Consider the following 25,508-nt stretch of genomic DNA (forward strand, 5'->3'; position numbering starts at 1 on the left):
AGGTGGCCTCGGTGTTTCTGGAGGGCACCCCTCTGTCAGGGCGCCCCGTCAGACGATGTCGCGACTCAGACGGACGCGAACGCGGCGTCGGTGATCTCCATCGGGGAGGTGTCCTCGAGGGCGATGAGGCGCGCGGCCTGCTCCACGTTGGGCAGCACATTGCGCGCGTAGTACAGGGCGCTGTACTTCTTGCCCTCGTAGAACGCGCGGTCCGGGTGGTCCGCCGACAGCGCGCCCTGCGCCTTGTCCGCGATGAGCGCCGCGTCCAGGAGCAGCCAGCCCACGGCGACCTCGGACATCATGTTGAGGAAGCGGTTGGCGGACAGCGGAATCAGCGGGAACTTGCCGCCGTCCTGCGACCAGCTGAACACCGTCATCGCGCTGGACATGAGGGCCTCCTGGGCGCTCGCCAGCAGCTTCACGGCCTCGCCGTAGACGGCGTGCTCGCGGTGCGCTTCCACGAAGGCGCCCACGTCACCCATGAACTGCTGGAAGTGCATGCCACCGGCCTGCCCCAGCTTGCGGCCCACCAGGTCCATGGCCTGGATGTGGTTGGTGCCCTCGTAGATGGAGAAGATCTTCGAGTCGCGCGTGTACTGCTCCACCGGGTAGTCCTGGATGTAGCCGGCGCCGCCGTACACCTGGATGGCCTGCGCGCAGAGACGGAAGGACTGGTCGGAGCCGTAGGACTTCACCAGCGGGGTGAGCAGCTCCACCTGGCCCTTGTGGTAGGTGGCCGCCTCGTCGTCCTTACCCGCCAGTTGCCGCGCCTTGTCCAGGTGCATGGCCAGCTTGATGATGAGCGCGCGGATGCCCTCCACGTGGGACTTGATGTCCAGCAGCATGCGGCGGACGTCCGGGTGCTCGATGATGGCGGCGCGCGGCGCGGTGGGGTCCTTCCACTTGGTGAAGTGGGAGCCCTGCTTGCGGTCCTTCGCGTAGTCCACCGCGTTGTAGTAGGCGGCCGACGCCAGCGCGACGCCCTGGATGCCGACGGCGATGCGCGCGCCGTTCATCATCTTGAACATCTGGCTCATGCCGACGTGCTCGACGGTGCCGACGAGCTCGCCCAGACAGCCGTCGCTCTCACCGAAGTTCAGCACACAGGTCGCCGAGCCGTTGATGCCCATCTTGTGCTCGATGGAGCCCACGGACACGTCGTTGGCCTGGCCGGAGCTGCCGTCCTTGTTGATGCGCAGCTTGGGGACGATGAACAGCGACAGGCCCTTGGTGCCGGGCGACGCGCCGTCGATGCGCGCCAGCACCAGGTGGATGACGTTCTGGGCCATGTCGTGGTCACCGCCGGAGATGAAGATCTTCGTCCCGCGGATGTTGTACGTGCCGTCGGCGTTGCGCCGGGCGGTGGACTTCGCCGCGCCCACGTCGGAGCCGGCGTGCGGCTCGGTGAGGCACATGGTGCCGCCCCACGTGCCGTTGAGCATGCGCTCCACGAAGAGGTGCTGCTGCTCCTTCGTCCCGCACTCGGCGATGACTTCCGCCGCGCCGAACGACAGGCCCGGGTACATGTTGAAGGCCGTGTTGGCGCCCGATAGCAGCTCCTCCACCGTCACCTGCAGCATCATCGGCGCGCCCTGGCCACCGTGCTCCGGGCTCACCGCCACCGTCTTGAAGCCCTGCTCGTAGAGTTTCTTCCACGCGTCCTTGAAGCCCGTGGGCGTGAGCACCGAGCCGTTCTCCACCCGACAGCCCTCACGGTCTCCCACGGAGTTGAGGGGCCCGAGCACCTCGCGCGCGAAGCGGTACGTCTCCGACAACACCGCCTTGGCCTCATCCGGACCCCAGGCGTCGTACGGGGCCTGACCGGCCACCTGGCCGAAGCCGAACTGCTCGAACAAAGCGAAGAAAATCTCTCGAAGGTCGGTCTTGTAGGTGTTGATGCCGGCGGACATGGCCACTCCTGCGTGACGGCTCGCTGCCCGCCTTCGGTGGGAAGGCCTCGGGTCAGCGGCGCGAATGAGACACAGGAAGTGTGGCGGCGACTGATTTTTGAGTCAACCCTGAATGACACCCTGCGTTGAGGGGCAGCCCAGGCCGCCCCTCACCGCAGGCCATGAAACCGCTACTTCTTCGCCTTCTTGGGCGAGGGAAGCGTCGCCGTCTTGGCAGCGGGCTTCTCCCGGGGGACGGTCTTCTTGGACGAGGCGCCAGTGCGGCGCTCGTCCGACTCGTCGGCCTCCTCGTCGACGGCCGAGGCCTCGCTCGAGCCTCCGCCCGTGGACGTGGTGGGGGTGGCGGCCAGGCTCTCCCGGGGCACTTCGATGACGATGGGGGACTGGCCGGAGCGCTGCCGGTTCTCGTCCTCCAGGGAGTAGAAGAGCTGAATCTGCGCGCCGCCCTTCATCACCAGCTCACCGCGCTGGTTCTCCGCCCACAGGTCGATGTCCACGAAGTAACGGCCCGCGGTGCCGTGGCGGTTGCTCACCCGGCCCTTGCAGACGACGGTGTCACCCGGCCACACCATCTTGATGAAGCGCACGTTGTAGCGCCGCATCTGCCCGCCCCGGGCCCAATCGCTGATGAGCTGGCCGAGCATGCCCATCACCAGCATGCCTGGGGCATACACGCTCGGCATGCCCACGCTCTTGGCGTAGAGCTCGTCGACGTGCACGGGGTTGTAGTCGCCAGAGGCGCCGGCGTACCGGGACAGCTGGACACGGTCCACCGGGGCCTTGGCCAGCGCCGGCAGCTCGTCTCCGACGCGGATGGACTCGAAGTAGAGCTTGCGCGCGGGCATCACGGGGTCTCCTTGGAGGCGCGGACCACCAACGTCCGGCGGGCTCGGAACACCAGGTTGCCTTCCTCGTCGCGGCCTTCATCCTCGATGACCGCGATGTCCATCTTGCCGGACATGCCCTGTCGTTCGGAGACGTCCGCGACGCGGGTGGAGACGTAGATGCGGTCCCCGGCGAAGATGGGCCGCTCGTAGTCAAAGCCCTGTTCGGCGTGCAGCAGGCTCTTGATGCCCACGCCGAGTAGCTCCCTCAAGTCCGCGGCCGAATGGAAGGACGCGGGAAACGTGGGAGGCGCGATGATGGTGGGATATCCGGAGGCCCGAGCGTACTCCTCGTCGTAGTAGATCGGGTTGTAGTCTCCGATGGCCTCCGCGAAGCGGCGGATGGCACCCTTCTCCACTTCGTTGAGCGTCGGCGGCGAGGCACGGCCGATCGCATTCTTGTCCAGCATTATCCCTCTCCTGACTCTAACGTCCGGCCGGAAGCTCGAGCACCGTGAGGAGCCCTGCTTCGGCGGCCGTCAAGCGTGGCGCGGCATTCACCAGCGCATTCGCGGTGGCCCGGTCGCCTGCCACTCCCCCCGGGATTTCCAACACCAAACGAGGATCCGCATCGATTTCAATGCGGTCCTTCGGGTCGTCAGCCCCCACGGCGATGGTCAGCTCCAGTCGAACCCGCTCCTGCCCGTCCTCCAACCCGACCACCGACTGGAACATGCCCGCCACCCGTCCCTTCTTCACGGCGAACGCACCGCCCGAGATGTCTTCCTCGGCGAACACGGGGGCTACCTCTTCTTCGTAGTCATCACAATCCAACCCCAGGCCCAGTGCCGCGAGTGCCGCCGACTCCACCAGCCCCACGTGGCCGAGCTGCTCACCATCCACCAACTCGAAGAACTCTTCCTCGGTCAGACCCGCGCCGACCTTGCGCTGCAGGGCCTCCCGGCGGGTGCGAGCGTCCACCACCCGCGTCACCGTCGCGCGCCGCACCGGGCCGCACACCTGCCCCGCCGTGGCCACCAGTCTGTCCAGAACGAAACCCGGGTTGACACCCGCTCCGACGATGGAGACCTCGGCGCGCTGAGCGGCGCGGTCCAGCTTGTCCGCCAGCTCCGGGTACTTCAGGTACGGGAAGGCGAGCTCCTCACAGGTGCTCGCGATGGGCAGGCCCAGCTTCAGCGCCGCCAGCAATTGGTCCATCACCGCCGGCAGTCGGGAGCCCGTGGCATGCAACAGCACCGCGCCCTTCCGGCGGCCCACGGCCTTCTCCAGCGAGTCCATCACCTTGACGCGCGGCGCGGGCCCTCCCAGCACGTCGCCCAACGGACGACCGACCAGGGAGGAGTGGGTATCCACGGCCCCAATCAATTCCACTTCCGGGCAGGACAGGGCAGCTCTGGCAATCCCCTGCCCGATGAATCCCAGCCCCATCACCACCACCGGCACCGGCCCTGCTGGGGCTCTAGCCATCGGAGATTGCTCCAGGATTCCAAGGGGTTAGCGTTGAAACGCAGCCTTGCCGCGCACCATAAATCACACCTTGGCGAGCAGGCAAGCATGACTTGGTTCTACCACTCTTGCACAAAGGAAGAACCTCCAAGGATTTCCGGGGCTTGCAGGCGCAAAACCTGCGGGGGGGCCCTGTTTGGGCGCACGGCAAGGCGTGTATAACGAAAGACAGGCCCGCGACCTCCCGGAGACCTCCAACATGGACCGCATCCTCGTGGTGGATGACGACGTGCTCATCCTCGCCGCGCTCTCCCGGATCCTCCAGACGGAAGGCTATGACGTCGTCACCTACAGCGACCCGGCCCTGGCCGCTCGCGAGGTGGGCTTCAGCGTCGTGCTGACGGACTTCATGATGCCGTACCTCAACGGCATCGAACTGCTGGGCGTGCTCCGGGAGAAGAATCCGAAGGCCGTGCGGTTGATGCTGACGGCGGCGGCGGACTTCCGCACCGCGTCCGAGGCCGTCAATCGGGGCGAGGTGTTCCGGCTGCTCGGCAAGCCCTGGTCGCTCAGCGAGCTGACGAGCAGCGTGCGGCAGGCCGTGGAGCACTACCGGCTGGTGGAGGCCAACGAGCGGCTGACGCGCGAGGTGGCGGACAAGAACGCGGAGCTGGTCGCCATCAACCAGGACCTGGAGCGTCGGGTGGTGGAGCGCACCACGGGCCTCCTGGATGGTCTCATCAGCGCGCTGGACTACCGCGACACGGAGACGCAGTGGCACTCGCGTCGCGTGGCGCTCTACTCGCGCCGGCTGGCGGAGGAGGTGGGGCTGGCGGGGGCCGCGCTGGACGTGGTGGAGCAGGGAGCGCTGCTGCACGACATCGGCAAGATTGGCGTGCGCGACTCCATCCTGCTCAAGCCCGGACCGCTGACGCCGGACGAATGGGTGGAGATGCGCAAGCACCCGGAGTTCGGCTACCGGATGATGGGCAAGATGCCCTACCTGCACGAGGCGGCGCTCATCGTCCTCCAGCACCAGGAGCGCTGGGACGGCAAGGGCTACCCCCAGCAGCTCGCCGGCGAGGACATCTGCATCGGCGCGCGCATCTTCTGCATCGCCGACACCGTGGACGCGATTACGTCGGACCGCCCCTATCGCAAGGGCCGGCCCATGAGCGTGGCCCGGGACGAGATTCGCCGCTGCTCGGGCACGCAGTTCGACCCGAACCTCGCGGACGCCTTCCTGCGCATCCCGGAGACGGAGTGGCAGCGCATCCGCAACCAGGTGGAGGCGCTGGAGGAAGAAGAGAGCCAGCGCTGGCGAAGCCACCCGCTGGGCCCCCAGGCACCGCTGACGCGCGCCAGCGGCGCCTGAAGCCACCTCACGGGGTGAGCGTCACCGCGCTGACCTCGCGGATGACGTCGCCTTCCAGCAGCGCATCCACCACGTCCAGACCCGACACCACCTCACCGAAGGCCGTGTAGCGGCCATCCAGGTGCGGCTGCGGCGCGTGCGTGAAGAAGAACTGGCTGCCTCCGGTGTCCTTGCCTGACAGCGCCATGCCGAGCACCCCGCGCAGATACGGCCGCCGGGTCATCTCGCAGCGGATGGAGTGGCCCGGGCCGCCCTCCCCGTCCCCACGCGGGTCTCCACCCTGCGCGACGAAGTCCGGCACCACGCGGTGGAAGGTGATGCCGTTGAAGTAGCCCTTGCGCGCCAGGGCAAACAGGTTGCCGGAGGTGAGCGGCGCCTCGTCCGCGTCGAGCCGCACGGTGATGTCGCCCTTGTCCGTGCGCAACACGAGCGCGGCGTCCCTGGGCGCGGGCTCCGGGCGGAAGGCGTAGGGAGGAAGCTCCACGCGCTCGGAGCGCACGGGCTGGCCGGTGAGCTGGGTGAGGGCCTCGGCGGCCACGCGGCGCACGTTGGCGTGCGGCAGCGTCAACCACTGCTTCATGCGCGCCTCGGTGCCCGGAATCTGGAGCGCGACGAGCGCACCGCCCACGGGGTCCGCGAGGTCCGGCTCGGAGGGCACGCGGTCGGCCAGCGCCTCCAGGTCCGGATGGGCCCCTGGAGCCTTCAGCTTGCCCAGCGTCGCGGCCGCGGCGCCCGCCACCACCAGGTCCTCGCTCCGCAGAAGCGAGCCCACCGCCGTCGCCGTCCGGAGCACCGGGCGCTCCGCGAGGACCTCCATCGCCGTGAGCCGCACGCGCGCCGACGGGTGGCGCAGGTAGCCCACCGCGAAGTCGGCGGGCGTCTTCTTCGGGGAGAGCGCGGCCTCACGCAGGCCCAGGGCCAGTCGGCGCTCGTCGGACACCCGGCCGAAGCCACAGTTCATCGTGTCCGCCACCATGCCGCGCTGACGGTCCAACGCCGCCGCCAGCCGGCAGTCGAGCCAGCCCAGGTCCGCGCGAGCCACCTCCGACGCCGCGCCTCGCTCCGCGTCCGCCAGCGCCAGCCGGAGCGACACGAGCAACGGCGCGCCGAACTCCGGCAGCCCCTGCTGCGCCAGGGCCAGCAGCGGGTGACCGTCCGCGGAACGCGCCAGCGACTCCACGCGCGGCGCCGCGCCCGTGGGCATCGGCGTCTCCATGCCCCGCGCCACGCGCTTCGCCCGGGGCGTCAGGGCCTCCAGGGCCTCCAGCGGCGCGCACGGCCCACCACACGTGGCCGCGAGCTTCGCGAGCGAACGCGCCGCCTCCGAGGCCACGCGAGGCACCGTGTCGTCCAGCAACCGGCCCAGCACCACCGCGTCCTCCGGGCCGCCCACATCGCCGAAGGCCTTCACACACAGGCCGCGCACGTCCGCGTCCTCGTCCGACAGACACGCGCGCAGCGTCGGCAGGCTCTCCGCGCGCTTCGCCGTGGCCAGGAGATACGCGCCGCCATACCGGGCCGCCACCGGCCGCCCCGCCGCCATCAACGCCTGCGCGGGAGCCAGGGGCACGTCCTTCACCACCGCGGCACCTCCACGTCGCGCCGCCACGCCCAGCGACAGCGCCGCCCGCCCGGCCGTCTCGACGTCGTCGCCCTGGAGCCGCTGGACGAGGCGCGCCAGCGTGTCCGTCGTCGCCAGACGCCCCAGCGAATCGAGCTGGGCGGCACGCACCGCCGCGTCGCGCTCCTCCGCCTCGGCCACCAGCAACGGCGTCGCCAGGCTCGCCCGCTCGGCCTCCGTGAGCGGCTCCCAGGAGAGCGCCAGCTCGCCCACCGCGAAGGCAGCCTCACCTCGCACCAGGGCTTCGGAGTCCTTCAGTCCGGCGACGACGGCGCCCAGCGTGGCCACATCCTGGATGCGGGCCAACGCGCGCAGGGCCCGCGCCCGCACGCGAGGATCCGGAGCGCCCGTGACGAGCGCCACCAGCTGTCCGTCGCCCAGTGAGCGCCGGTCTTCCCAATCCCGGATTCGAGCCATCACCTCCGCGTCGGGCGGGTCCACATCAGGGCCCGGCACGGAGCGGACACACCCGGAGACGAGGACGAGGAGGGCCAGACAGACGCTTGGGAGTCGGACGGGGCTCGGGCGGCTCATGCGCTGGGGCCTAGGCCAATTCCCCGCGAAAATCCAGGGGTTAGGCCGCATGCCGTTTGACACACCCGGTCCCGGGCTCCGAAGATGGGTGTTCGCATCTCTCAGCAGGAGCGCTGGTCCTGAACTGCCCTGGCTGCGGCTCGAAGGTAGCCGCGAACGCATCCATCTGTTCTGTTTGCGATTACATCATCGACACCTCGTTCCTCTCCGCGGAGCCGCCTTCCGACAACGACGAGGAATCCACGGGCGCGAGTGAAGACCCTCGCCCCGCCCCGAAGCCCGCGCCCGCCAGGCCCCGACCGGCCAAGTCCGGTGCCAGGCCCCCGGCGCCGGCCAGCGGGGACGCCACCAACGTCAAGAGCGTGCAGGACATCGCTCGCGGTGCACCTCAGCGTCCCAGCCGTCCCGCGCCCGCGAAGAGCGCCGCGCCGAACACGGCTCCGCGACGCGCCGCCCCTGCCCCCGCACCCGCGCCGGCCTCGTCTGGAGCGGACCCGTGGGCGAGAGGGGGCCGGGACGACGACGAGAACAACGGCAGCGCCATCGTCGACCCCGACGAGCTGATGCAGGACGCCAGGGATTTGATGGGCGCGATGGGCGCCGGCGACAAGATCGCCTTCTATGGCGCCGGGCTGGTCGTCCTCTCGTGCTTCACGCCGTGGAAGGAGACGGCGGCGGACGGTGACGCCCTGGGGCTGATGAGCACGGGCTTCGGCGCGTTCCTGCTCGCGCTGATGGTGATGGTGGCCATCGGCGTCCGGGTGCGCAGCGCGTTCCCCAACCTCAATCCCGTGGTGCCGTGGATGGCGCAGCTGTTCACCACGTTCCTGTGCCTCATCTGGTGCATCGTCTTCATCAAGGTGTCCTCGGACACGACGCTCGTGCCCACGCCCATCGGCAACGCGGAGATGATGAACTCTTCGCCCAGCTTCGGCGTCTTCATTGGCCTCTTGGGCTCGGTGGCCGCGCTCATCGGCGCGTTCCTCGGACTCAAGAGCAAGAACGACTGACGACACGGCGCGCGCGCCACGAAAGTGGTGCCGCGCGACTCGACGGCGGTCTACCGTTCCCCGCCACCATGTCCGACGCCACTCCCCTCGCCCGCCTCACCGCCGCGCTCGCCGGCACCGTCTTCGGCCAGCCTCGCGTGCTCGCCGACCTGGTGACCGCCTTCCTGGCGCGAGGCCACGTCCTGCTGGAGGGCGTGCCCGGCGTGGCGAAGACGCTCACCGCGCGCAGCATGGCCGGAGCGCTGGGGCTGCTCTTCACCCGCATCCAGTTCACGCCGGACCTGATGCCGGCGGACATCCTCGGCACCAACATCTTCCAGCCGCAGGACAACGCCTTCCGCCTGGTGAAGGGCCCCATCTTCACGGAGGTGCTCGTCGCGGACGAAATCAACCGCACCCCGCCCAAGGCCCAGGCCGCGCTGCTGGAGGCCATGGAGGAACGCCAGGTCACCATCGACGGCGTCACCCATCCACTGCCGCCCCACTTCTTCGTCGTCGCCACGCAGAACCCGCTGGAGCTGGAGGGCACCTATCCTCTTCCCGAGGCCCAGCTCGACCGCTTCCTGATGCGCATTCGCGTGGGCTATCCGGACTCCGACTCCGAGACGACCATGCTGCGCGCCTTCCACCAGCGCGAGGGACGGCCGCCCTCCGTGGACCGCGTGCTGGACGCGCCCACGCTCGCGGAACTGCAGGCCCGCGCGGCCCGCGTCACCTGCGACGAGTCCATCCTCCAGTACGTGGTCGCCGTGGTGCGGGACACGCGCGCGAATCCCCGCGTGCGCCTGGGAGCGAGCCCCCGCGCCGCACAGGCGCTCCTCGCCGCGTCCAAGGCCCGCGCGGCGCTGATGGGCAATGACTTCGTCACCCCCGACGACGTGAAGGGCGCGGCGGGCAGCGTGCTCAACCACCGCCTGCTCCTCAAGGCCGAGGCCGAGGTGGAAGGCGTCACCGCGGACGACGTGTTGAAGCAGACACTCGAGCGGGTCCGGGTCCCTCGGTGAGCCTGGGCCGTCCCGTCCCCACCGGCCTCGCTGTCGCACTGCTCGCGGTGGGGCTCGTCCCGGCCGCGCTGACGGTGGCCAGCCCCGTGTTCGGCTGGCTGGCGCTGGCCCTGGACGTGGCAGTGCTCGCGCTGTGCACCGTGGACTTCCTCCGCGCGCCCCGCGGCGACGACGTGAAGGTGTCACGCGAGGTGGAGCCCATCCTCTCCTCGGGCACTCGCAACGCCGTGCACCTCGACTTCGAGCGACTCGACGCGGGCACTACACCGCTGCGCCTGGAGGTCCGCGATGAGCCTCCCGACGTCGTCGCCAGCACCGGCCACCGCCAGTCCCTCCAGGTGCCAGCCCGGAGCGCCACGCCACACGCGCGCTCACGGCTGACGTACTTCGTCACCCCTCCTTCCCGAGGGGATGCGCGCTTCGGAGACCTCCACCTGCGGCTGCTCGGCCCGCTGGGGCTGTGCGCCCGACAGGTGCGGCTGCCCGCGACGCGGACGGTGAAAATCTATCCGGACCTCACCGCGCTCTCGAGCGAGGCCCTCGCCCTGGCCCGCTCCTCGGACGCGCCCTCGGAACGGACCCTGCGCCGCCGCTCGGCCGAGGGGCGCGAGTTCGAATCCCTGCGCGAGTACCGCCCCGGCGACGACTACCGGCACATCGACTGGAAGGCGTCCGCGCGCCACGCCAACACCCTGGTGCGCACGTGGCAGCCGGAGCGGCACCAGCCCATGCTGCTCTTGCTCGACTGCGGGCGGCACATGGCGGGCAAGGTGCACGGCCGGCGCAAGCTGGACCACGCGGTGGACGCGGCGCTCCGACTGGCGCGGGTGGGCCTGGACGCGGGCGACGTGGTGGGCGTCATGGCCTTCGCCAGCGACGTGCTCACCTTCCTCCCACCGCGCAAGGGCCACGAGCACCTGCGCCTCATCACCGAGTCGCTCTACCGCGCCGAGGCCGCGCTGGAAGAGAGCGACTACGGGCGCGCGTACGACTTCGCGTTCGCCCGGCAGACGCGGCGCACCCTCGTCGTCCTCTTCACGGACCTGGTGGACCCGGACGCGTCCGCGGGGCTGCTCACCCGCACGCTGGCCTTGCGCCCCCGACACCTCCCCGTCGTCGCCTCGCTGCTGGACGAGGACGTGCGCGACGCGGCCACCGACGTGCCCGTGGAAGCCCAGGACGCGTACTCGCGACAGGCCGCCACGCGGCTGGAGTCGGAGTTCCGCCGCACCGCCAGCACCCTGCGCGACGCGGGGGCCCTCGTGGTCCGCGCACCGGCCCAGGGTTTCGGCGCGGCCGCGCTCAACGTGTACCTGGACGTCAAGTCTCGCGGCCTGTTGTAGGCCTCGCGAAGATGTCCAGCGGAAAGTTCGCGCGACACTCATTTATCGAGTACGCGCGCGTCGCTCGCGAAGAAGCATGCCAATCGCGCGGAGGCCTAGAATTCGGCCTCGGAGACGACCCCCTTTACAGCGGAGCCTCCGTCAACAAAATGGCCCGTCTCTCTCGCCCGCTGTGTCGGTGGGCGCCCCGAAACAACACGGATGGAGACAGTCTTGGCGGAGGTCGCAAGGGGTTTGAGGTTGGAGGTGGAGGCAGACGCGGCGGCCATCGCCGCCCGCGCGGAGGCCACGGAGCCGCCCGCCCGGACGACGCTGACCCCCTTCCACGAGCGCCTGCTGGCGGAAGAGCTGCTGGCGCGCAGTGGTGATACGCAACAACGGTTGGCGGGAGCCCTGTCCGAGGCGAAGGTCGACCTCAACCCGCATCAGGTCGAAGGCGCCATGTTCGCGCTCGACTCGCTTTCGCGCGGCGGCTGCATGCTGGGCGACGAGGTGGGCCTGGGGAAGACCATTGAAGCGGGGCTCGTCATCGCCCAGCTCATGGCCGAGGGGAAGACGCGCATCCTCATCCTCGCGCCGGCCACGCTGCGCGCGCAGTGGAACAGCGAGCTGCGAGAGAAGTTCGACCTGGACAGCGTGCTCGTGGACGGCCGCACCGTGCGCGCCACCGGTAACTGCTTCGACCAGCCCTTCCCCGTCATCTGCTCGCACCCGTTCGCGGCCAACAAGGCGCACCTGACGTCGGAAATCGCGTGGGACCTCGTCGTCATCGACGAAGCCCACCGCCTGCGCAACGCGCACCGCGCCAACAACAAGATGGGCCAGGCGCTCAAGGCGTCCCTGGGCGGCAAGCCCAAGCTGCTGCTCACCGCCACCCCGCTCCAGAACGACTTGATGGAGCTGTTCGGCCTGATGTCGCTGCTGGACGAGCAGATTCTGGGCCCCGAGCACGCCTTCCGCAGCCGCTACCGCGTGGACGAGGGCGGCGGCATGTCCGAGGCCGCCGCGGGCGAGCTGAAGGAGCGGCTGGCCCCCGTGGTGCAACGCACGCTGCGCCGGCAGGTGCGCGAGTACGTGCGCTACACCAACCGCCGCTCCATCGTGGAGGACTTCACGCCCTCGCCCGAGGAGCATGACCTCTACGAGAAGGTCAGCGAGTACCTCCAGCGCTCGGAGGCCGCGGCGATTGAACCCGGCAAGAAGACGCTGCTGACGCTGTGCTACCGCAAGCTCCTGGCGTCCTCCACGTACGCCATCGCCCCGACGCTGCGGCGGCTTTCGGACAACCTGGAGAAGCGACTCGCGGCGGCGAAGCTGGGCCAGCAGGCGCTCGCGATGTTCGAGCCCGAGGAGGCCAAGCAGTTCGTCGAGGAGGGCGAGGAGTGGTCCGACGACCCGGCCAAGGCGCCCAACGTGCGCGCGCTGGAGCAGGAGGTCTGGGAGCTTCGGCAGTACGCGGACCTGGCGGACTCCATCAAGGTCAACGCCAAGGGCGAGGCCCTCAAGCGGGGCCTGGACCGCACCTTCACGGTGATGCGCGCGCACGGCTGGCCGGAGAAGGCGCTCATCTTCACCGAGTCCAAGCGCACGCAGCAGTACCTCTTCAACCTCCTGTCGGAGCACGGGTACCGGGGGAAGATTTCGCTGCTGTCCGGTGACGCGGGGACGCCGGAAGACCGGCGCGCGCTGGTGGACGACTTCCGCAACAAGACGCAGATCCTCATCTGCACCGAGGCCGGCGCCGAGGGCCTCAACCTCCAGTTCTGCAACCTGGTGGTGAACTACGATTTGCCCTGGAACCCGCAGCGCGTGGAGCAGCGCATTGGCCGCTGCCACCGGTATGGCCAGCAGCGCGACGTGCTGGTCATCAACTTCCTCAACCGGATGAACGCGGCGGACGCGCGACTGTTCGAGCTGCTGGAGAAGAAGCTCAACCTCTTCGACGGCGTCTTCGGCGCGTCGGACGAAATCCTGGGCGCACTGGAGAGCGGCGTGGACTTCGAGCGCCGCGTGCTCGACATCTACCAGGGCTGCCGCAAGGTGGAGGACATCAACGCGGCCTTCGACAAGCTGCGCTCGGAGATGGAAGGGCGCATCAGCCAGCGCATGACGGAGATGCGCTCGGTGGTGCTGGAGCGCTTCGACGGCGATGTCCGCCGCCGCCTGCGCGGCCAGGGTGAGCAGACGAAGGAGGCCCTCGCGAAGCGGCAGCAGGAGGCGCGCGCCCTCACCAGCTCGGTGCTTGGCAGCCGCACCTCGGGACGGCTGGAGATCGCCAAGGCCGCCTACGCCGTCAAGGAGCGCAAGCAGGACGCCGTCAGCTACCTCCAGCTCGACGCCGCGGGCCTGCCCTCTCGGCTGGCGCGACTGGCTGGCAGCGAGGGCTGGTGGTTCGCGTACAAGTTCGAGACGACGGGCCTCAAGCCCGAGGAGAAGCTCGTCCACCTGGTGCTGGTGAAGGACCGCGAGGGCAACTTCCGCGCCCTGCCCCTCCAGGATGGCGCGCACTTCGTGAAGCTGGCGGCGAAGGAAGAAAAGCGCCGGCAGCCCGCGCCCGTGTCCGTGCAGCTCATGCAGGAGCAGTCGCTGGTGACGGCGAAGGACGAAATCGTCCGCGCCGCCGAGCGCCGCAACGCCCTGGAGCTGGACAAGGCCAAGGAGCGCGCGGACCGCTACGTCGAGGACTGCCTGATGGAGTCCCGTGAGGGCGTCGAGGCGGCCCGGCAGCAGTGGATCGACGCACGCAAGCAGGTGGCGTCCGTGGAAGACATCGCGGAGCGCGCGAAGGCGCGGGCGAACTCGGACCGGATGGAGCGCGAGTACCGCCGCAAGCTGTCCTCGCTGCGCAACGAGGAGGAGAAGCGCTACGCCGCCAAGGACCGGCAGCTCGCGGAGCTCGCCAACAAGGCCAAGGTGAACGAGAAGCGCTCGCTCATCGCCTCCGCCTACTTCTGGCTGTCCTGAGGCGGGAGCGGCTTGAGCCGCACCCACGTCGCACCCCAGCCTCCGTCGAACTCGGAGGCGGGGCGGAAGGACTCCACCTCCTCCAGCTTGGGCAGCAGCGCGTGCACCGTGCGCCGCAGCGCGCCCGTGCCCTTGCCGTGGATGACGCGCACATCGAGCAACCCCTTCTGGCGACACGCCCAGAGGTACTCGATGACGAGGGGCTTCACCTCGCGAGGATGGAAGAAGTGCAGGTCGAGGTTGCCGTCGATGGGCAACTCGAAGACCTCATCGTCAGCGGGCGGGGGTTCCGGCCCCTCCGGCGGGAGCGATGGCTCGCCTGCTGGGAGAGGGGGGAGACGTCGCGGGCTCATTCGTCCATTCCCCCGACTCGCGCTTCTTGCGCTCTGACTCCTGACGCCGCCGCTCTCGGGCCTGCCGGTACTGCTCCGACACCGAGTCCAGCTCCTGCTTCAGCGCGGAGAGGTGCTTGCCCACATCGTCCGCCGCCGCCGTGTCGCGCGCGTTCGCACGCTCCTCGCGCGCACCCGCGCCTCCGGCTGTCGTCATTTGAACCACCAGTGCGGCGACCAGGACGGACTTCATGCCCCCTCAAGTAAGCAAGTGTTGTGCACGGTGGCAAGTCTCGTTCATGACGCGACGCTCCGCTGGCTCCCCTCCGTCGTCCTGCTCGTGACGATACGTTCCGCCAGTTTGATGGCGGACAGAGGCGCGCTTCCCTCGGCTTTGTTGTTGATGGTGACGAAGACGGGGCGCTCGCGGCGCTGGGCGGCCAGGCACGCTCGCGCCAGCAAATCCCGGGTGGGCACGTCCTCGTCCACCAGCCGGTTGAACGGCGCATAGCGAGCACGTGCCTCCTCGTAGCCGAGGTTCGGCGGCAGCATCCACCGCACCACGAGGGCTCGCGCCTCCAGCGCCCGGGTGCGCCTGGCCTGGATGCCCATGGAGGGCATGTGGGCCCACACCGCGAGGACGGGACAGGCGCCCACGTCCGCCAGCGCCTGCGCGAAGCCCTCCGTCAGCAGCTCCTCGTTGCGCACCTCCACCGCGTACAGCGGGCCCTTGGGGAGCGCGGAGAGGAACGCGTGCAGTCGCTCCACGAAGCGCGCGGGGCCGCCCAGCACCTGTGGGTCCTGCGGAGGGAACTGGAAGACGAGCGGGCCGCCCTTGTCGCCCAGGCCCTCCACGAAGGGCCGCACCACGGCCTCCTCCGCGTAGGCGGCGTGAAGGAAGCGCTCGTTGAGCTGGCCTCGATGCGCGCCGTAGCGCTCGTGCATGGGAAAGCGCGCCAGCGTGCAGACCTCGTGTGCCTTCACCAAGAAGCGGAAGTCCGCGGGCACCTGCTCCGCGTACTCGGCGAAGGCCTCGGCGTTGATGGGGCCGTAGAACGTCCGGTCGATGCCCACGGTGCGCAGCACGGGGTGGCGCGAGTACGCGGACAGTCCCTCGCGCGCGAGCTGCGACGCGGCGGCCTCGTGGTCATAGACGAGGCCGGACCAACCGGGGAACGTCCACGACGAGGTGCCCAGGTAGATGCCCGTGGGCAGCTCGCGACCGAGGGACGCGAGGGACTCCTCCACGGGCGCGGGAGCTACCGGCTGGGTCCTGCTCCGGCTCCGGGTGGGCGCCTCCACGGGCGCGCCCGTGAAGAGGTCGAGCTGGGAGGGTCCACGCTGCTGGGCCATCGGGCATCTCCTGCGTCCTGCGGACACCGAAGCACGGTGCCGCGCGTCCGGCAGGGATAACGCCGGGCGCCACATGATTCAGGAGGTTGCCTCAGAACCCGGGGCCTACCCAAGAGGGATGTCCGAACTACAGGCAGCCAAGCTCCATGCCCCGGAGCACCGCTCGAGTCCTGTCCCGGACACCGAGCTTCGACAGGATGCTGGAGGTCTGGTTCTTCACCGTGCCCTCCGCCGTCCCGAGCGCGTGGGCAATCTCCCGGTTGCTCAGTCCCCGGGCGATGAGCCGCAGCACCTCGACTTCCCGCCGCGTGAGCCCCTCGGGAAGCTCCGCGTGCGCGAAGTCCCGGGACAGCTCCAGGAGCCCCCGGGTCACGCGCTCGGCGACACCGGGGGGCAGCAGCGTCTCGCCCGCGTGGACGCGACGGATGGCGTCGGCCAGCTCCTCCAGCGACACGTCCTTGAGGAGGAAGCCCTGCACGCCCGCGCGCAACGCCTCGACGATGGCGGCGTCCTCGTCGAAGGTGGTGAGCAGCACCACGCGCCGATGCACGGGCCCGCGCCGCAGCTCCCGCAGCGCTTCCAGGCCCGTCATGCGCGGCATGCGCACGTCCATGAGGACGACATCGGGATTCAGCTCCGCCACCTTGCGCAGCGCCTCCTCGCCATCCACCGCCTCGCCCACCACGCGCAGGTCGGGCGTGAGGTCCAGCAGGCCGCGAAGCCCCTGTCGCACCAACGCATGGTCATCCACCAGGACGATTCGAATCACGCGTCGGCCCTCCTCGCGGCCGGAAGCCACGCATCCAACTCCCAGCCCTTCCCTTCTTCCGCGCGCCAGTCCACGCGGCCTCCCAGGCGGGTGAAGCGCTCTCTCATGCCGGTGAGGCCCGCGCCAGGCATCGGCGACCGCGCGCCCCGGCCGTCGTCTCGGGTCATGACCCGCACGCCGCCTTCCTCCGTCGGGACGATGCGAATCCAGAGCTGCGTCGCGTGGGCGTGGCGCAGCGTGTTCGTGAGGACCTCCTGGACGCAGCGAATGAGCGAGTGCGTCGCCTCGGCCGAATCGAGGGCCAGCGTCTCTGGGACCTCGAGGTGGACCGCGAGCCCGGGCATGTGGTGGGCGAGCTGACGCAGCGTCGCAAGCAACGGCGCGGGGGTGTCACGCAACGCCGACACCGTCTCGCGCACCTCGGACAGCAGCATGCGGGCGGCCTCGCGTGCGCGACGCAGGTGCTCGGCGGAGGGCGTGTCCTTCGCGGTGTGCGCGGCGGCTTCCAGGTTGAGGGACAGGGCGGTGAGGTGATGGCCCAGGGAGTCGTGCAGCTCCCGGGCGATGCGCAGCCGCTCCCCTTCCCGCTCGCTGGCGGCGAGCAGCACCTGGGTGGACTGGAGCTCCGCGTGGAGGCGGGCCAGCTCGCCTCGCGCTTCGGCCTCGCGAACCATGACGACGGCCGAACCCAACGTGAAGCCCTGGAAGCCGATGAAGATGAGCGCCTGGAGCAGCGCGCGCGACAGCGGGTAGATGGAGACGAAGACGAGCAGCAGGGCCACCGACTGCGCGAGGACCCAGAGCATCGCGCGCCGCTGGGGCAGCAGCTCGGGCGCCTGGGCCGCGACGATGGCGAGCAGCGCACCGTCCACACCCGTGCGACTGGTGGCCACGATGACGAGCGCGCTGACGGCCTGCACTCCCATCAGCGGAATCCCGCGCCGGTCCTCGACCTCGGCCCGTGCATTCCACCAATAGGCCAGGCCGAACGCGAGAAAGGCCACCAACCACGCCAGCTCGCGCGGAGTGGAGAGCAGCGAGGGCTCGCGCAGCACGTCCTCCGCATGGGGAGAGCCGACAACAGCCCACGTGAGCAACCCCGCCACGCGCAGCAGTCTTCGGATCGATGCGGGCTTTCGTGCGGCGTGCTTCAAGGCCATGGGCGCGGAGCATAGGACCCGCCTCGGCGGCGGGACATATGCCGGAAGTCATGGTGCCCCCGTGTGACTTCCAGCCGATGTGGGCCCTGGAGCGCTTGCGTACCTTGGCCTCCGTCTCGCAACACGTCGGAGTCCTGCATGTCTTTCTATTATCTCGCTCGCGCGATTCACATCATGGCGGGTGTCGTCGGCTTCACCTCGCTGTGGCTGCCCCTGGTGGCGCGCAAGGGAGGCTCACTCCACCGGCGCGTGGGCTGGGTCTACGTGGTTGCGATGGGCGTCGTGGCCATCACCGGGTTGATCATCTCCAGTTGGAGATTCCTGCAGGGGCCGGAGCATCAGGCCCATGCGTTGTTCTTCATGTTCCTGAGCGTGATGAGCGGAAGCTCCGCGTCCATGGGAGTACGCGTGCTGCGCACGAAGTCTCGCACGACGGCGCATCGTCACCCCTTCGACCTGGGCCTCTCCGCGCTGACGCTGGGGCTGGGCCTGTTCACCGGAGCGTGGGGCCTCGTGAATGACGTTCCACTCCTGTGGGGCTTCGCGCCCGTGGGAATCCTCCAGGGCGCGGCATCGCTGAGGTACTGGCTCCGCCCGCCCCAGGAGCGGATGCACTGGTGGTTCCAGCACATGGGCGCCATGGTGGGCTCGGGCATCGCCACGTTGACGGCCGTGCTGGTCGTCAATGCGAGGCACCTGGGTATCGAGGGCATGCAGCTCGCCGTGTTCCTCGGCCCCACGCTGGTGGGCGTTCCGGGACTCAAGCTGTGGGAGCGCTACTACCAGGGGAAGTTCGCGGCCAAGAGCAAGAGCCCGCGTCCCGACCGCGCCCCGCCTCCTGCCCATGCACAGCACTCGCGCGCGGCTTCCGAGTCCTGACCGTTGCCCCTGAGGCCACTCGTTCGAGACATGCACCGAGACACCAGGGAGGCCGCCTCGGCCACGAGGACCGAGGCGAACCCCAGGGGCGACTACTGTCCCGTGGTGACGGTGACGCCCGTGCCCACGTTCCGCGCCGTGGTGACGCCCGTCACCAGGTTCCCTGTGGACGTGACGGTCAGCGCGGTGCCCCCGCCCTTCTCGTAGTTCAGTCCGGTGCTGCGCGTGCTGCCGATGCCCCGGATGGCGTTGCCCGTCACGGAGACGAAGCCCGTGCCGTAGTTGACCTGGCTGATGGAAAGGTAGTGGTAGCGCGAGGCGGTGTTGGGCTCGCCTCCGAAGTTGAAGATCTTGTTGTCGGAGATGACCGACGCCGCATCACCCTGCACGGTGGCGCCGATGCCCGCCCAGGTGCCAGCGGTGGTGCCCTCTCCGAAGCCCTCGATGTAGTTGTCGGAGATGGTGGTGCCGAACAGCCGCTGCGCGACGATGGCCGTCTGGCCCACGCCGTAGAGGTGATTGCCGCGCACCTTCCAGCCCGCCGAGTTCTCCAGGCGGATGGCGCTGACACCCGAGTCGGCTATCCAGTTGTCGATGAGGTCCCAGTCCGTCACGGAGTTGCCCGAGTCCTGGACGTGAACGCCGTGGACACCCGAGTCGCTGATGAAGTTGTGGACGATGCGCCCGTTCACCTGCGTGTTGACGATGGGCGTCCCCGCGCTGTTGGTGTTCGTGAGGCGGATGCCCGAGCCGCGCATGTTGTTGATGCGGGTGTTCTCCACGGTGGAGTTCCACGACATCAGCACGATGCCGTCCGTGGCACGGCCGGTGTTGTTGGTCGGGTTCCCCTCCAGCGTGAGGTTCTTCACGCTGACCGGGTCGCCCGTGAAGGTCGCCACATCCAGCCATGTGTCGCTGGCCAGCAGCGCCGCGAGGTTGGCGCCGTTCGCCTGACGGATGACGGTGCCCGAGGGCTCGCCTCCCCGATACGCGCGCTGGCCGCGCAGACGCACCGTCGAGTTGATGAGGCAGGGCCCGGAGATGACCAACTCGTCCCCCACCGCGCTGGCGGCGACGGCGGCGTTCAGCGTCTCGTCATCGGTGACGGTGTTGTTGCAGGCGACAGGCACTTGCGCCGCGAGTGCGGGGAGCGGGAGCAGCAGGAGCGCCGCGAGCGAGGGCAACAGCCGCGACGACAGGGAACCACGAGCCAGGGGTGTGGACAGGGTGGGTTTGTGCATGCTCGCCGGATAAACGCAGCCACGCGGCGGCGCACGCTCCAGTCGAGGGATGCGCGCGAGAATCGACACGCATCACCGTCGCGAGACACAGCGCCCGCACAAACTTCCACTTCACCGGCACGGTTTGGGCGCGACTTTCACGGGCCTGAAAAGCAGCAGGACCGCTGGAGCCGCAGACCCGCTACACCTTGATGCGGATGGCGGCGGGCAGGAGCGTGAAGGTCGCGGGCAGTCGACCCGGCGTTTCTCCGTCGACGTCCAGGTAGACCTCCTGGCCATCCACGGACTCCGCGTGAACCGTCTGGCAGCGCAGGCGACGCGTGCCTTTCCAGGTGACGTGCGAGCCGTTGTAGACGCCCTTGGACTTGAGGAGGAAGTCGCTCAGGCCGTAACCGGACCAGATGGTGATGTCGAACAGCCCATCGTGCGTGACGGCCTCGGGGGCGACGAACATGCCGCTGCCGAAGTAGCGGCCGTTGGCCACCGCCACGGCGGTGACATCGAGCGTCTCCGGGGGCCCACCATCGGTCGACAGCTGGACCTTGCGCTCGGTGTACTTCACGAGGCCCTTCAGCGTGCCCCAGACGAAGCTGAAGTTGCCACCGAGCGCCTTGCTGCCACTGTTGACCTCACGAGCCACCACCGCGCTCACGCCGAGCGAGGCGATGTTGGCGAAGTAGCGCGTCGCGGGGTTGCCGTCGTTGTCGATGAAGTCGAGGCGGCCCACGTCGAAGGGCTCGGTCGTGTCCGAGCGGAGCCGCTCCAGGGAGGACTCCAGGTCCAGCCCCCAGCCGAAGGTGCGGCGGAAGTCGCCACCGGTGCCTCGCGGGATGAGGCCGAGGGCGGCGTTGGGATTGATGGCCTTGCCGTCGCGGAAGAAGCCGTTGGTGACTTCGTTCAGCGTGCCGTCGCCGCCGACCGCGACGATGCAATCGTAGCCCTGGTCAATCGCCTCGCGGGCGATGCGCGCGGCATCCATCCCGCCCTGGGTGAAACCGTGCCCGAACTCGCCAAGCACCTTTCCCACCTGCGCGGCAATCTCCACCCAGCGCTTCCCGGTCTGGCCATTGGCGCTGCGCGGATTGACCACGAGGAACGTCTTCATCGGCACCTACCCCTCCCTGTAACGCCCCTGTTTACGCGGTTGTGGCTCGGTACTCCACTCCGCGACGCACCTCCAGGGTCGTCCAGGTCTCCCGCCACCCCGCGCACCGCTGACGCACCGCACGGTGGGGCCCCGTTCCGGGTGGCGGGTCCATGGAAGGCGCCACCCGGGGACCGTAGGCCGGTCTACACGTGCAGCGTGCCGTCGAGGACCGTCACCGCCACTCCGCCGATGCGCGCCCGCTCGGGCTGCCCGGCACGGCCGGTGACCTCCACCTCGATGCGCCCAGGCTTGCCAATGGCATCCCCCTGCTCGATGCGAGCGCGCACCGTGCCACCCTCCGCCGGCAGCGGCAGCACGCCGTGCATCGCCAGGTACATGCCGAGCGGCCCGGCCGCCGAGCCCGTCACGGGGTCTTCCGCCACGCCCATGCCGGGCACGAAGTATCGCGAGTGTGCCACGCTGCCCGCCTCCAGCGTCTCGCGCGTGAAGAAGTACACGCCGCTCACGCCATGGGGCCGCAGCAGTGTGTCCAACGCGACCGAGCGAGGCGCCAGCTCCCACACGTCCTCTCTTCGTCGGAACGGCACCATCACCCGGTGCGCATTGCGCCGCACGGGCAGCGAGCCATCCACCATGTCCACCGTCCCGCCCACGAGCGCGAGCACCTGCGCCAGCGGAACCGGCGTCTCCAGCCACGGATGCCGAGGGGTGACAATCCACGCCCGACTCCCTCGCGTGCTCGTTACCTCCAGCTCCACGTCGAGGACGCCCGCCGCGCACTCCAACTTGAGCGCTCCCGAGCGAGGCACGAGCCCCCGCTCCGCCATCAGGTGGAACGATGCCACCGTGGCGTGGCCGCAGAAATCAATCTCAACCGTGGGAGTGAAGTAGCGCAGCCGCACGCCCTGCGCCGTGGGGCCTGAGACGACGAACGCCGTCTCCGAAGCCCCCACCGCGGCCGCGATGCGCTGCATGGCCTCCACACTCAGCCCCGCGGCGTCCAGCACCACTCCCGCGCGATTGCCAGCCCCAGCGGTCTGCGTGAAGGCATCGACGATGGTCACCTGCATGGCGTGCGTCTCCCATCCACGGAACCGGGCCAGGGCCCGAACCGTCCTTCGAGTGTACCGATACAATCCAGCTCAAGAATCGACACAATCGATGCATTGCGCGGAGGCGCCCGTCAACTGTATGCATTGTCACCATGACAATCTGGACGCCCAACCTCCGGGGCCGAGAGGGGCCGCTGTATCGAATCCTCGCGGATGCGCTCGGAGCGGACATCGAGGAAGGGCGCCTCGCCGCCGGAACCCGCCTGCCCACGCACCGTGAGCTGGCGGAGAAGGTGGGTGTCACGGTGGGCACGGTGACGCGTGCCTACGCGGAGGCCGAGCGTCGGGGCCTCATCGGCGGCGAAGTCGGTCGAGGCACCTTCGTGCGCCACCGGGATGCCCCTCGACAGCTCCCGCCCCCTGTACAGGACTCGGGCGACGACTCGCTCGTGGACCTGGGCCTCAACTGGCCAGCCACGCCCCCCGGAGACCCGGCCGGCTCCGCGCTGAAGAAGTCGCTGGACGCCCTGGAACGCTCGCCTCGCCTCGCGGAGCTGCTCGACTACCAACCCCCCGCGGGAAACCCCGCACACCGCGAGGCCGGCGCCGAGTGGATGTCCCGCTTCGGCCTGGAAGTCGAACCCTCGCGAGTCATGGTGTGCTCCGGCGGTCAGCACGCGATGGAAGTGGCCCTCAGCACCCTCACGCGCCCCGGTGACACGGTGCTCTGCGAGGCCCTCACCTACCCCGGCCTCAAGGTGCTCGCGAACCGCCTCCACCTGCGACTGCACGGCGTGGCCATGGATGAACACGGCCTCATCCCAGACGCGCTGGAGACCGCGTGCCGCACCGGCGCGAAGGTCCTCTTCTGCCTGCCCAATCTCCAGAACCCCACCGGCGCCGTCATGCCCGAGGAGCGCCGTCGCCGCATCGCCACGGTGGCCCGACGACACGGCCTCACGGTGGTGGAAGACGACGCCTACGGCCTGCTGCTCGACAAGCGTCCCCCACCGCTCTGCACGCTCCTGCCGGAGTCCGGCTGGTTCATCGCCGGCGTCTCCAAGCTGCTCGCCCCGGGGCTGCGCATCGGCTACCTCGCGGCGCCAGCGGGACCGACCACCGAGCGACTGGCGGAGGAAGCAGCCCTCGCCGCGCGGATGACTCCCGCGCTCACGGCCGACATCACCGCGCGCTGGGTGCGTGATGGCACCGCCGACGAGCTGGTGGTGCGCCGACGCCGCGAAGCGCACGAGCGACTGGAGCTGGCGAAGGACGTGCTCGGGGACTTGATGCCACGTCCAGGCAAGGCCACCACGTACCACCTGTGGCTGAAGCTTCCCTCGACCTGGCGCGCGGAGGCGTTCACCTCTCAGGCCCGGCGGCGCGGCGTGCTCGTCATGCCCGCCGAGCTGTTCACCGTGGGCCCGGCCACCGCTCCAGCGGCGGTGCGCGTGTGCCTGGGAACCCCACGCACCCGCGCCTCGCTGGAGAAGGGCCTGCATCGACTGCGAGAGACACTGGAGGGGGGGCCGGAGCCCCTCGCCTCCATCGTCTGACTACTTCTGCGGGGGCGGCACCGGACGGACATGCAGCTCGCGCAGCTGCTTGTCGTCCACGTCGCCAGGGGCGCCCGTCATCAGGTCCGTGCCCGTCTTCGTCTTGGGGAACGGAATCACGTCGCGCAGGGACTCGGCGCCCGTCAGCAGGAAGGCGAGCCGGTCCATGCCCAGGGCGATGCCACCGTGCGGAGGCGCGCCGAACTTGAGCGCGTCCAGCAGGAAGCCGAACTTCGTCTGCGCCTCCTCCTCGCCGATGCCCAGCGCCTTGAAGACCTCCGCCTGGACCTTCGGGTCATGCAGACGGATGGAGCCGCCACCAATCTCGAAGCCGTTGAGCACCACGTCGTAGCGGTGGCACTTCACCCGGCCCGGGTCGCTGAGCAGGAACGGCACGTCCTCGTCATGCGGACGCGTGAAGGCGTGGTGCGCCGCCACCCAGGTGTTGGAGTCCTCGTCGTGCTCGAACAGCGGCGGGTTCACCACCCACAGGAACTTCCACTGGCCACCGCTGCCGTACTCAGGAATCAGCCCGAGCTTCTTGGCGACGTGCACGCGCAGGTTCGCCATCACCGTGTGGACCAGCGACTCCTTGCCGAACTGGAACAGGATGAGGTCGCCCGTCTTCGCGCCCACCGCCTGGTTGATGGCCGCGCGCAGCGCCGGGGTAATCGTCTTGGACAGCGGGGACTGCGTCCACTCGCCGCCCTCGGCCACCTTCGCGCGCGCCAGGCCCTTCGCACCGGCCTGCTTGGCGAACTCCTCCAGCTTGTCGCTCTCGGCGCGGCTCATCGCCTTCTCCGCGGGGACGACCATCGCCTTGACGATGCCCTTGTTCTGCACCGCCTCGAACATCATCGGCACGCCGCCCGCGTCACCGTGCTCGCGAATCAGGTCCGTGAGCACCGTGTGCTCCAACCCGAAGCGCAGGTCTGGCTTGTCGTTGCCGTACTTCGCCATGGACTCGTAGAAGTCCATCCGCGCGAAGGGCGTGGGCACGTCGATGCCGAGCACCTCGCCCCACAGCTTCTTGATGAGCCCCTCGATGATGGTGAAGATGTCGTCCTGGCTGACGAAGCTCATCTCCACGTCGATCTGCGTGAACTCAGGCTGCCGGTCCACGCGCAGGTCCTCGTCACGGAAGCACTTCACGATCTGGAAGTACCGGTCGAAGCCCGCGACCATGAAGAGCTGCTTGTAGAGCTGAGGGCTCTCCGCCAGCGCGTAGAACTTGCCCGCGTTCATGCGGCTGGGGACCAGGAAGTTGCGCGCGCCGCCGGGCGTGTACTTGCCCATGAACGGCGTCTCCAGATCCAGGAAGCCGTGGTCCACCATGTACGCGCGCGTCAGCGAGTGCATCTTCGAGCGCGTCATCAGCGACTTCTGGAGCGGCGCCCGGCGCAGGTCCAGATAGCGATGCGCCAGCCGCTTCTCCTCCGAGGTGTCAATCGAGTCCTCGATGGGGAACGGGGTTGGCTCGGAGCGATTGAAGATGGTGAGATCGGTCGCCTTGATTTCGATCTCCCCGGTCTTCATCTTCGGGTTCACGTTCTTGCCACGCGACACGACCTTGCCGCGCACGCCGATGCAGAACTCCAACCGAAGGCTGCCCGCCAACCCATGCGCTTCGGCGTGGTCCGGCTCGAACACCACCTGCGTCAACCCGTCCCTGTCCCGCAAGTCGATGAAGACCGCGCCGCCGTGGTCTCGACGATTGTGCACCCAGCCGAAGAGGACGACCTCCTCGCCAACATTGGTCGCGGTGAGCTGACCGCACGTGTGGGTACGCTTGACCTCGGAGATGAACGGGACCGCCATGGAGACCGCCTGCGTGGTTCGTAGAAGGAAAAGGCGCGGCACCATAGGGACCGTGGAAACGGTGCGTCAAGGAGTCCGCGCCGTGCTGACTGCTCTCAAACGGTCGACTCGTGGAGGGCTTCCTGACGTCCGCCCCACCCGAGTGCAACTTCCCGCCGCCTTCCGTGTTGGCCTTCTCATGAAGGGGG

The 25,508-nt window shown here is 69.2% G+C and carries 21 protein-coding genes; 7 read left to right on the top strand and 14 right to left on the bottom strand.

Annotated elements, in window-relative coordinates:
* Window positions 1-65: 65 nt before the first annotated feature.
* From HUA74_RS20550 to HUA74_RS20565, 4 genes are all read right to left on the bottom strand, one after another.
* A complete protein-coding gene (locus tag HUA74_RS20550; protein ID WP_141643260.1) occupies window positions 66-1,910 on the bottom strand; it encodes an acyl-CoA dehydrogenase in 1,845 nt (614 codons plus the stop codon).
* Window positions 1,911-2,080: 170 nt separating this feature from the next.
* A complete protein-coding gene (locus tag HUA74_RS20555) occupies window positions 2,081-2,755 on the bottom strand; it encodes a MaoC family dehydratase (protein WP_141643259.1) in 675 nt (224 codons plus the stop codon).
* Window positions 2,755-3,204: a MaoC family dehydratase N-terminal domain-containing protein gene (locus HUA74_RS20560; RefSeq protein WP_141643258.1), complete on the bottom strand. Its 450-nt coding sequence runs from the start codon at window positions 3,202-3,204 to the stop codon at window positions 2,755-2,757. The genes HUA74_RS20555 and HUA74_RS20560 overlap by 1 nt, the downstream gene beginning before the upstream one ends.
* 16 nt (window positions 3,205-3,220) lie before the next feature.
* Window positions 3,221-4,222 carry a dihydrodipicolinate reductase gene (locus HUA74_RS20565; RefSeq protein ID WP_174455856.1) on the bottom strand — a complete coding sequence of 334 codons (1,002 nt, stop codon included), beginning with the start codon at window positions 4,220-4,222 and terminating at the stop codon, window positions 3,221-3,223.
* Window positions 4,223-4,460: 238 nt separating this feature from the next.
* On the opposite strand from HUA74_RS20565, the gene HUA74_RS20570 reads away from it, so the two are divergent.
* Complete coding sequence (locus HUA74_RS20570; RefSeq protein ID WP_141643256.1) at window positions 4,461-5,576, top strand: HD domain-containing phosphohydrolase; 1,116 nt, start codon at window positions 4,461-4,463, stop codon at window positions 5,574-5,576.
* Between the two features lie 7 nt (window positions 5,577-5,583).
* On the opposite strand, the gene HUA74_RS20575 is transcribed toward HUA74_RS20570, so the two are convergent.
* A complete protein-coding gene (locus HUA74_RS20575) occupies window positions 5,584-7,653 on the bottom strand; it encodes a peptidylprolyl isomerase (protein ID WP_371817275.1) in 2,070 nt (689 codons plus the stop codon).
* A 440-nt stretch (window positions 7,654-8,093) separates the two neighbouring features.
* Between HUA74_RS20575 and HUA74_RS20580 the strand changes: the two genes are divergently transcribed.
* The 4 genes from HUA74_RS20580 to HUA74_RS20595 all read left to right on the top strand — a co-directional run bounded on the left by HUA74_RS20580 (window position 8,094) and on the right by HUA74_RS20595 (window position 14,052).
* Window positions 8,094-8,741: a hypothetical protein gene (locus HUA74_RS20580; RefSeq protein ID WP_254625144.1), complete on the top strand. Its 648-nt coding sequence runs from the start codon at window positions 8,094-8,096 to the stop codon at window positions 8,739-8,741.
* Between the two features lie 68 nt (window positions 8,742-8,809).
* Entirely contained in the window at window positions 8,810-9,745 is a 936-nt protein-coding gene (locus tag HUA74_RS20585) for a MoxR family ATPase (RefSeq protein ID WP_174455859.1), read from the top strand.
* Window positions 9,742-11,088 (top strand): DUF58 domain-containing protein, encoded by a 1,347-nt coding sequence (locus tag HUA74_RS20590; RefSeq protein WP_141643252.1) that lies wholly within the window; start codon window positions 9,742-9,744, stop codon window positions 11,086-11,088. The genes HUA74_RS20585 and HUA74_RS20590 overlap by 4 nt, the downstream gene beginning before the upstream one ends.
* A 201-nt stretch (window positions 11,089-11,289) precedes the next feature.
* Window positions 11,290-14,052, top strand: a complete 2,763-nt coding sequence (locus HUA74_RS20595) for an SNF2-related protein (RefSeq protein WP_141643251.1) — start codon at window positions 11,290-11,292, stop codon at window positions 14,050-14,052.
* Here the strand turns inward: HUA74_RS20595 and HUA74_RS20600 are convergent.
* From HUA74_RS20600 to HUA74_RS20620, 5 genes are all read right to left on the bottom strand, one after another.
* Window positions 14,034-14,405: a Smr/MutS family protein gene (locus tag HUA74_RS20600; protein WP_174455860.1), complete on the bottom strand. Its 372-nt coding sequence runs from the start codon at window positions 14,403-14,405 to the stop codon at window positions 14,034-14,036. The genes HUA74_RS20595 and HUA74_RS20600 overlap by 19 nt on opposite strands.
* On the bottom strand, window positions 14,326-14,637 hold the full coding sequence (locus tag HUA74_RS20605) for a hypothetical protein (RefSeq protein ID WP_141643249.1): 312 nt from the start codon (window positions 14,635-14,637) through the stop codon (window positions 14,326-14,328). Before HUA74_RS20605 ends, HUA74_RS20600 begins: the two co-directional genes overlap by 80 nt.
* Window positions 14,638-14,681: 44 nt before the next feature.
* The gene (locus tag HUA74_RS20610) at window positions 14,682-15,737 is read right to left on the bottom strand and encodes a DUF72 domain-containing protein (RefSeq protein WP_141643248.1); all 1,056 of its coding nucleotides are present in this window, start codon (window positions 15,735-15,737) and stop codon (window positions 14,682-14,684) included.
* Window positions 15,738-15,864: 127 nt separating this feature from the next.
* Window positions 15,865-16,506, bottom strand: a complete 642-nt coding sequence (locus HUA74_RS20615; protein ID WP_174455861.1) for a response regulator transcription factor — start codon at window positions 16,504-16,506, stop codon at window positions 15,865-15,867.
* Window positions 16,503-17,612: a sensor histidine kinase gene (locus tag HUA74_RS20620; RefSeq protein WP_371817276.1), complete on the bottom strand. Its 1,110-nt coding sequence runs from the start codon at window positions 17,610-17,612 to the stop codon at window positions 16,503-16,505. The genes HUA74_RS20615 and HUA74_RS20620 overlap by 4 nt, the downstream gene beginning before the upstream one ends.
* A gap of 192 nt (window positions 17,613-17,804) precedes the next feature.
* Here HUA74_RS20620 and HUA74_RS20625 point away from each other — a divergent pair, with 192 nt between their 5' ends.
* A complete protein-coding gene (locus tag HUA74_RS20625) occupies window positions 17,805-18,545 on the top strand; it encodes a DUF2306 domain-containing protein (protein ID WP_174455863.1) in 741 nt (246 codons plus the stop codon).
* A 92-nt stretch (window positions 18,546-18,637) separates the two neighbouring features.
* Here HUA74_RS20625 and HUA74_RS20630 read toward each other — a convergent pair whose 3' ends face one another.
* The 3 genes from HUA74_RS20630 to HUA74_RS20640 all read right to left on the bottom strand — a co-directional run bounded on the left by HUA74_RS20630 (window position 18,638) and on the right by HUA74_RS20640 (window position 21,964).
* A complete protein-coding gene (locus HUA74_RS20630; protein WP_254624107.1) occupies window positions 18,638-19,786 on the bottom strand; it encodes a right-handed parallel beta-helix repeat-containing protein in 1,149 nt (382 codons plus the stop codon).
* A gap of 181 nt (window positions 19,787-19,967) precedes the next feature.
* Window positions 19,968-20,891: a diacylglycerol kinase family protein gene (locus HUA74_RS20635; protein ID WP_174455864.1), complete on the bottom strand. Its 924-nt coding sequence runs from the start codon at window positions 20,889-20,891 to the stop codon at window positions 19,968-19,970.
* 185 nt (window positions 20,892-21,076) lie between these two features.
* Window positions 21,077-21,964, bottom strand: a complete 888-nt coding sequence (locus HUA74_RS20640) for a PhzF family phenazine biosynthesis protein (protein WP_174455865.1) — start codon at window positions 21,962-21,964, stop codon at window positions 21,077-21,079.
* 134 nt (window positions 21,965-22,098) lie between these two features.
* On the opposite strand from HUA74_RS20640, the gene HUA74_RS20645 reads away from it, so the two are divergent.
* A complete protein-coding gene (locus HUA74_RS20645; RefSeq protein ID WP_174455866.1) occupies window positions 22,099-23,502 on the top strand; it encodes a PLP-dependent aminotransferase family protein in 1,404 nt (467 codons plus the stop codon).
* On the opposite strand, the gene aspS is transcribed toward HUA74_RS20645, so the two are convergent.
* Window positions 23,503-25,320 carry an aspartate--tRNA ligase gene (gene aspS / locus HUA74_RS20650; protein ID WP_141643241.1) on the bottom strand — a complete coding sequence of 606 codons (1,818 nt, stop codon included), beginning with the start codon at window positions 25,318-25,320 and terminating at the stop codon, window positions 23,503-23,505. It abuts the gene before it with no gap.
* Between the last annotated feature and the right edge of the window lie 188 nt (window positions 25,321-25,508).

It is taken from the genome of Myxococcus sp. CA051A, from assembly GCF_013336705.1.
Taxonomy (GTDB): Bacteria; Myxococcota; Myxococcia; order Myxococcales; family Myxococcaceae; genus Myxococcus; species Myxococcus llanfairpwllgwyngyllgogerychwyrndrobwllllantysiliogogogochensis.

Bases quoted from the DNA above. Each gene is read 5' to 3' on its own strand.
- HUA74_RS20645 (WP_174455866.1), top strand. From the start codon at position 22,099: ATGACAATCTGGACGCCCAACCTCCGGGGCCGAGAGGGGCCGCTGTAT.
- HUA74_RS20610 (WP_141643248.1), bottom strand. From the start codon at position 15,737: ATGGCCCAGCAGCGTGGACCCTCCCAGCTCGACCTCTTCACGGGCGCG.
- HUA74_RS20600 (WP_174455860.1), bottom strand. From the start codon at position 14,405: ATGAGCCCGCGACGTCTCCCCCCTCTCCCAGCAGGCGAGCCATCGCTC.
- HUA74_RS20625 (WP_174455863.1), top strand. From the start codon at position 17,805: ATGTCTTTCTATTATCTCGCTCGCGCGATTCACATCATGGCGGGTGTC.
- HUA74_RS20605 (WP_141643249.1), bottom strand. From the start codon at position 14,637: ATGAAGTCCGTCCTGGTCGCCGCACTGGTGGTTCAAATGACGACAGCC.
- HUA74_RS20630 (WP_254624107.1), bottom strand. From the start codon at position 19,786: ATGCACAAACCCACCCTGTCCACACCCCTGGCTCGTGGTTCCCTGTCG.
- HUA74_RS20560 (WP_141643258.1), bottom strand. From the start codon at position 3,204: ATGCTGGACAAGAATGCGATCGGCCGTGCCTCGCCGCCGACGCTCAAC.
- HUA74_RS20565 (WP_174455856.1), bottom strand. From the start codon at position 4,222: ATGGCTAGAGCCCCAGCAGGGCCGGTGCCGGTGGTGGTGATGGGGCTG.
- HUA74_RS20595 (WP_141643251.1), top strand. From the start codon at position 11,290: ATGGAGACAGTCTTGGCGGAGGTCGCAAGGGGTTTGAGGTTGGAGGTG.
- HUA74_RS20640 (WP_174455865.1), bottom strand. From the start codon at position 21,964: ATGCAGGTGACCATCGTCGATGCCTTCACGCAGACCGCTGGGGCTGGC.
- HUA74_RS20555 (WP_141643259.1), bottom strand. From the start codon at position 2,755: ATGCCCGCGCGCAAGCTCTACTTCGAGTCCATCCGCGTCGGAGACGAG.
- HUA74_RS20635 (WP_174455864.1), bottom strand. From the start codon at position 20,891: ATGAAGACGTTCCTCGTGGTCAATCCGCGCAGCGCCAATGGCCAGACC.
- HUA74_RS20550 (WP_141643260.1), bottom strand. From the start codon at position 1,910: ATGTCCGCCGGCATCAACACCTACAAGACCGACCTTCGAGAGATTTTC.
- HUA74_RS20585 (WP_174455859.1), top strand. From the start codon at position 8,810: ATGTCCGACGCCACTCCCCTCGCCCGCCTCACCGCCGCGCTCGCCGGC.
- aspS (WP_141643241.1), bottom strand. From the start codon at position 25,320: ATGGCGGTCCCGTTCATCTCCGAGGTCAAGCGTACCCACACGTGCGGT.
- HUA74_RS20570 (WP_141643256.1), top strand. From the start codon at position 4,461: ATGGACCGCATCCTCGTGGTGGATGACGACGTGCTCATCCTCGCCGCG.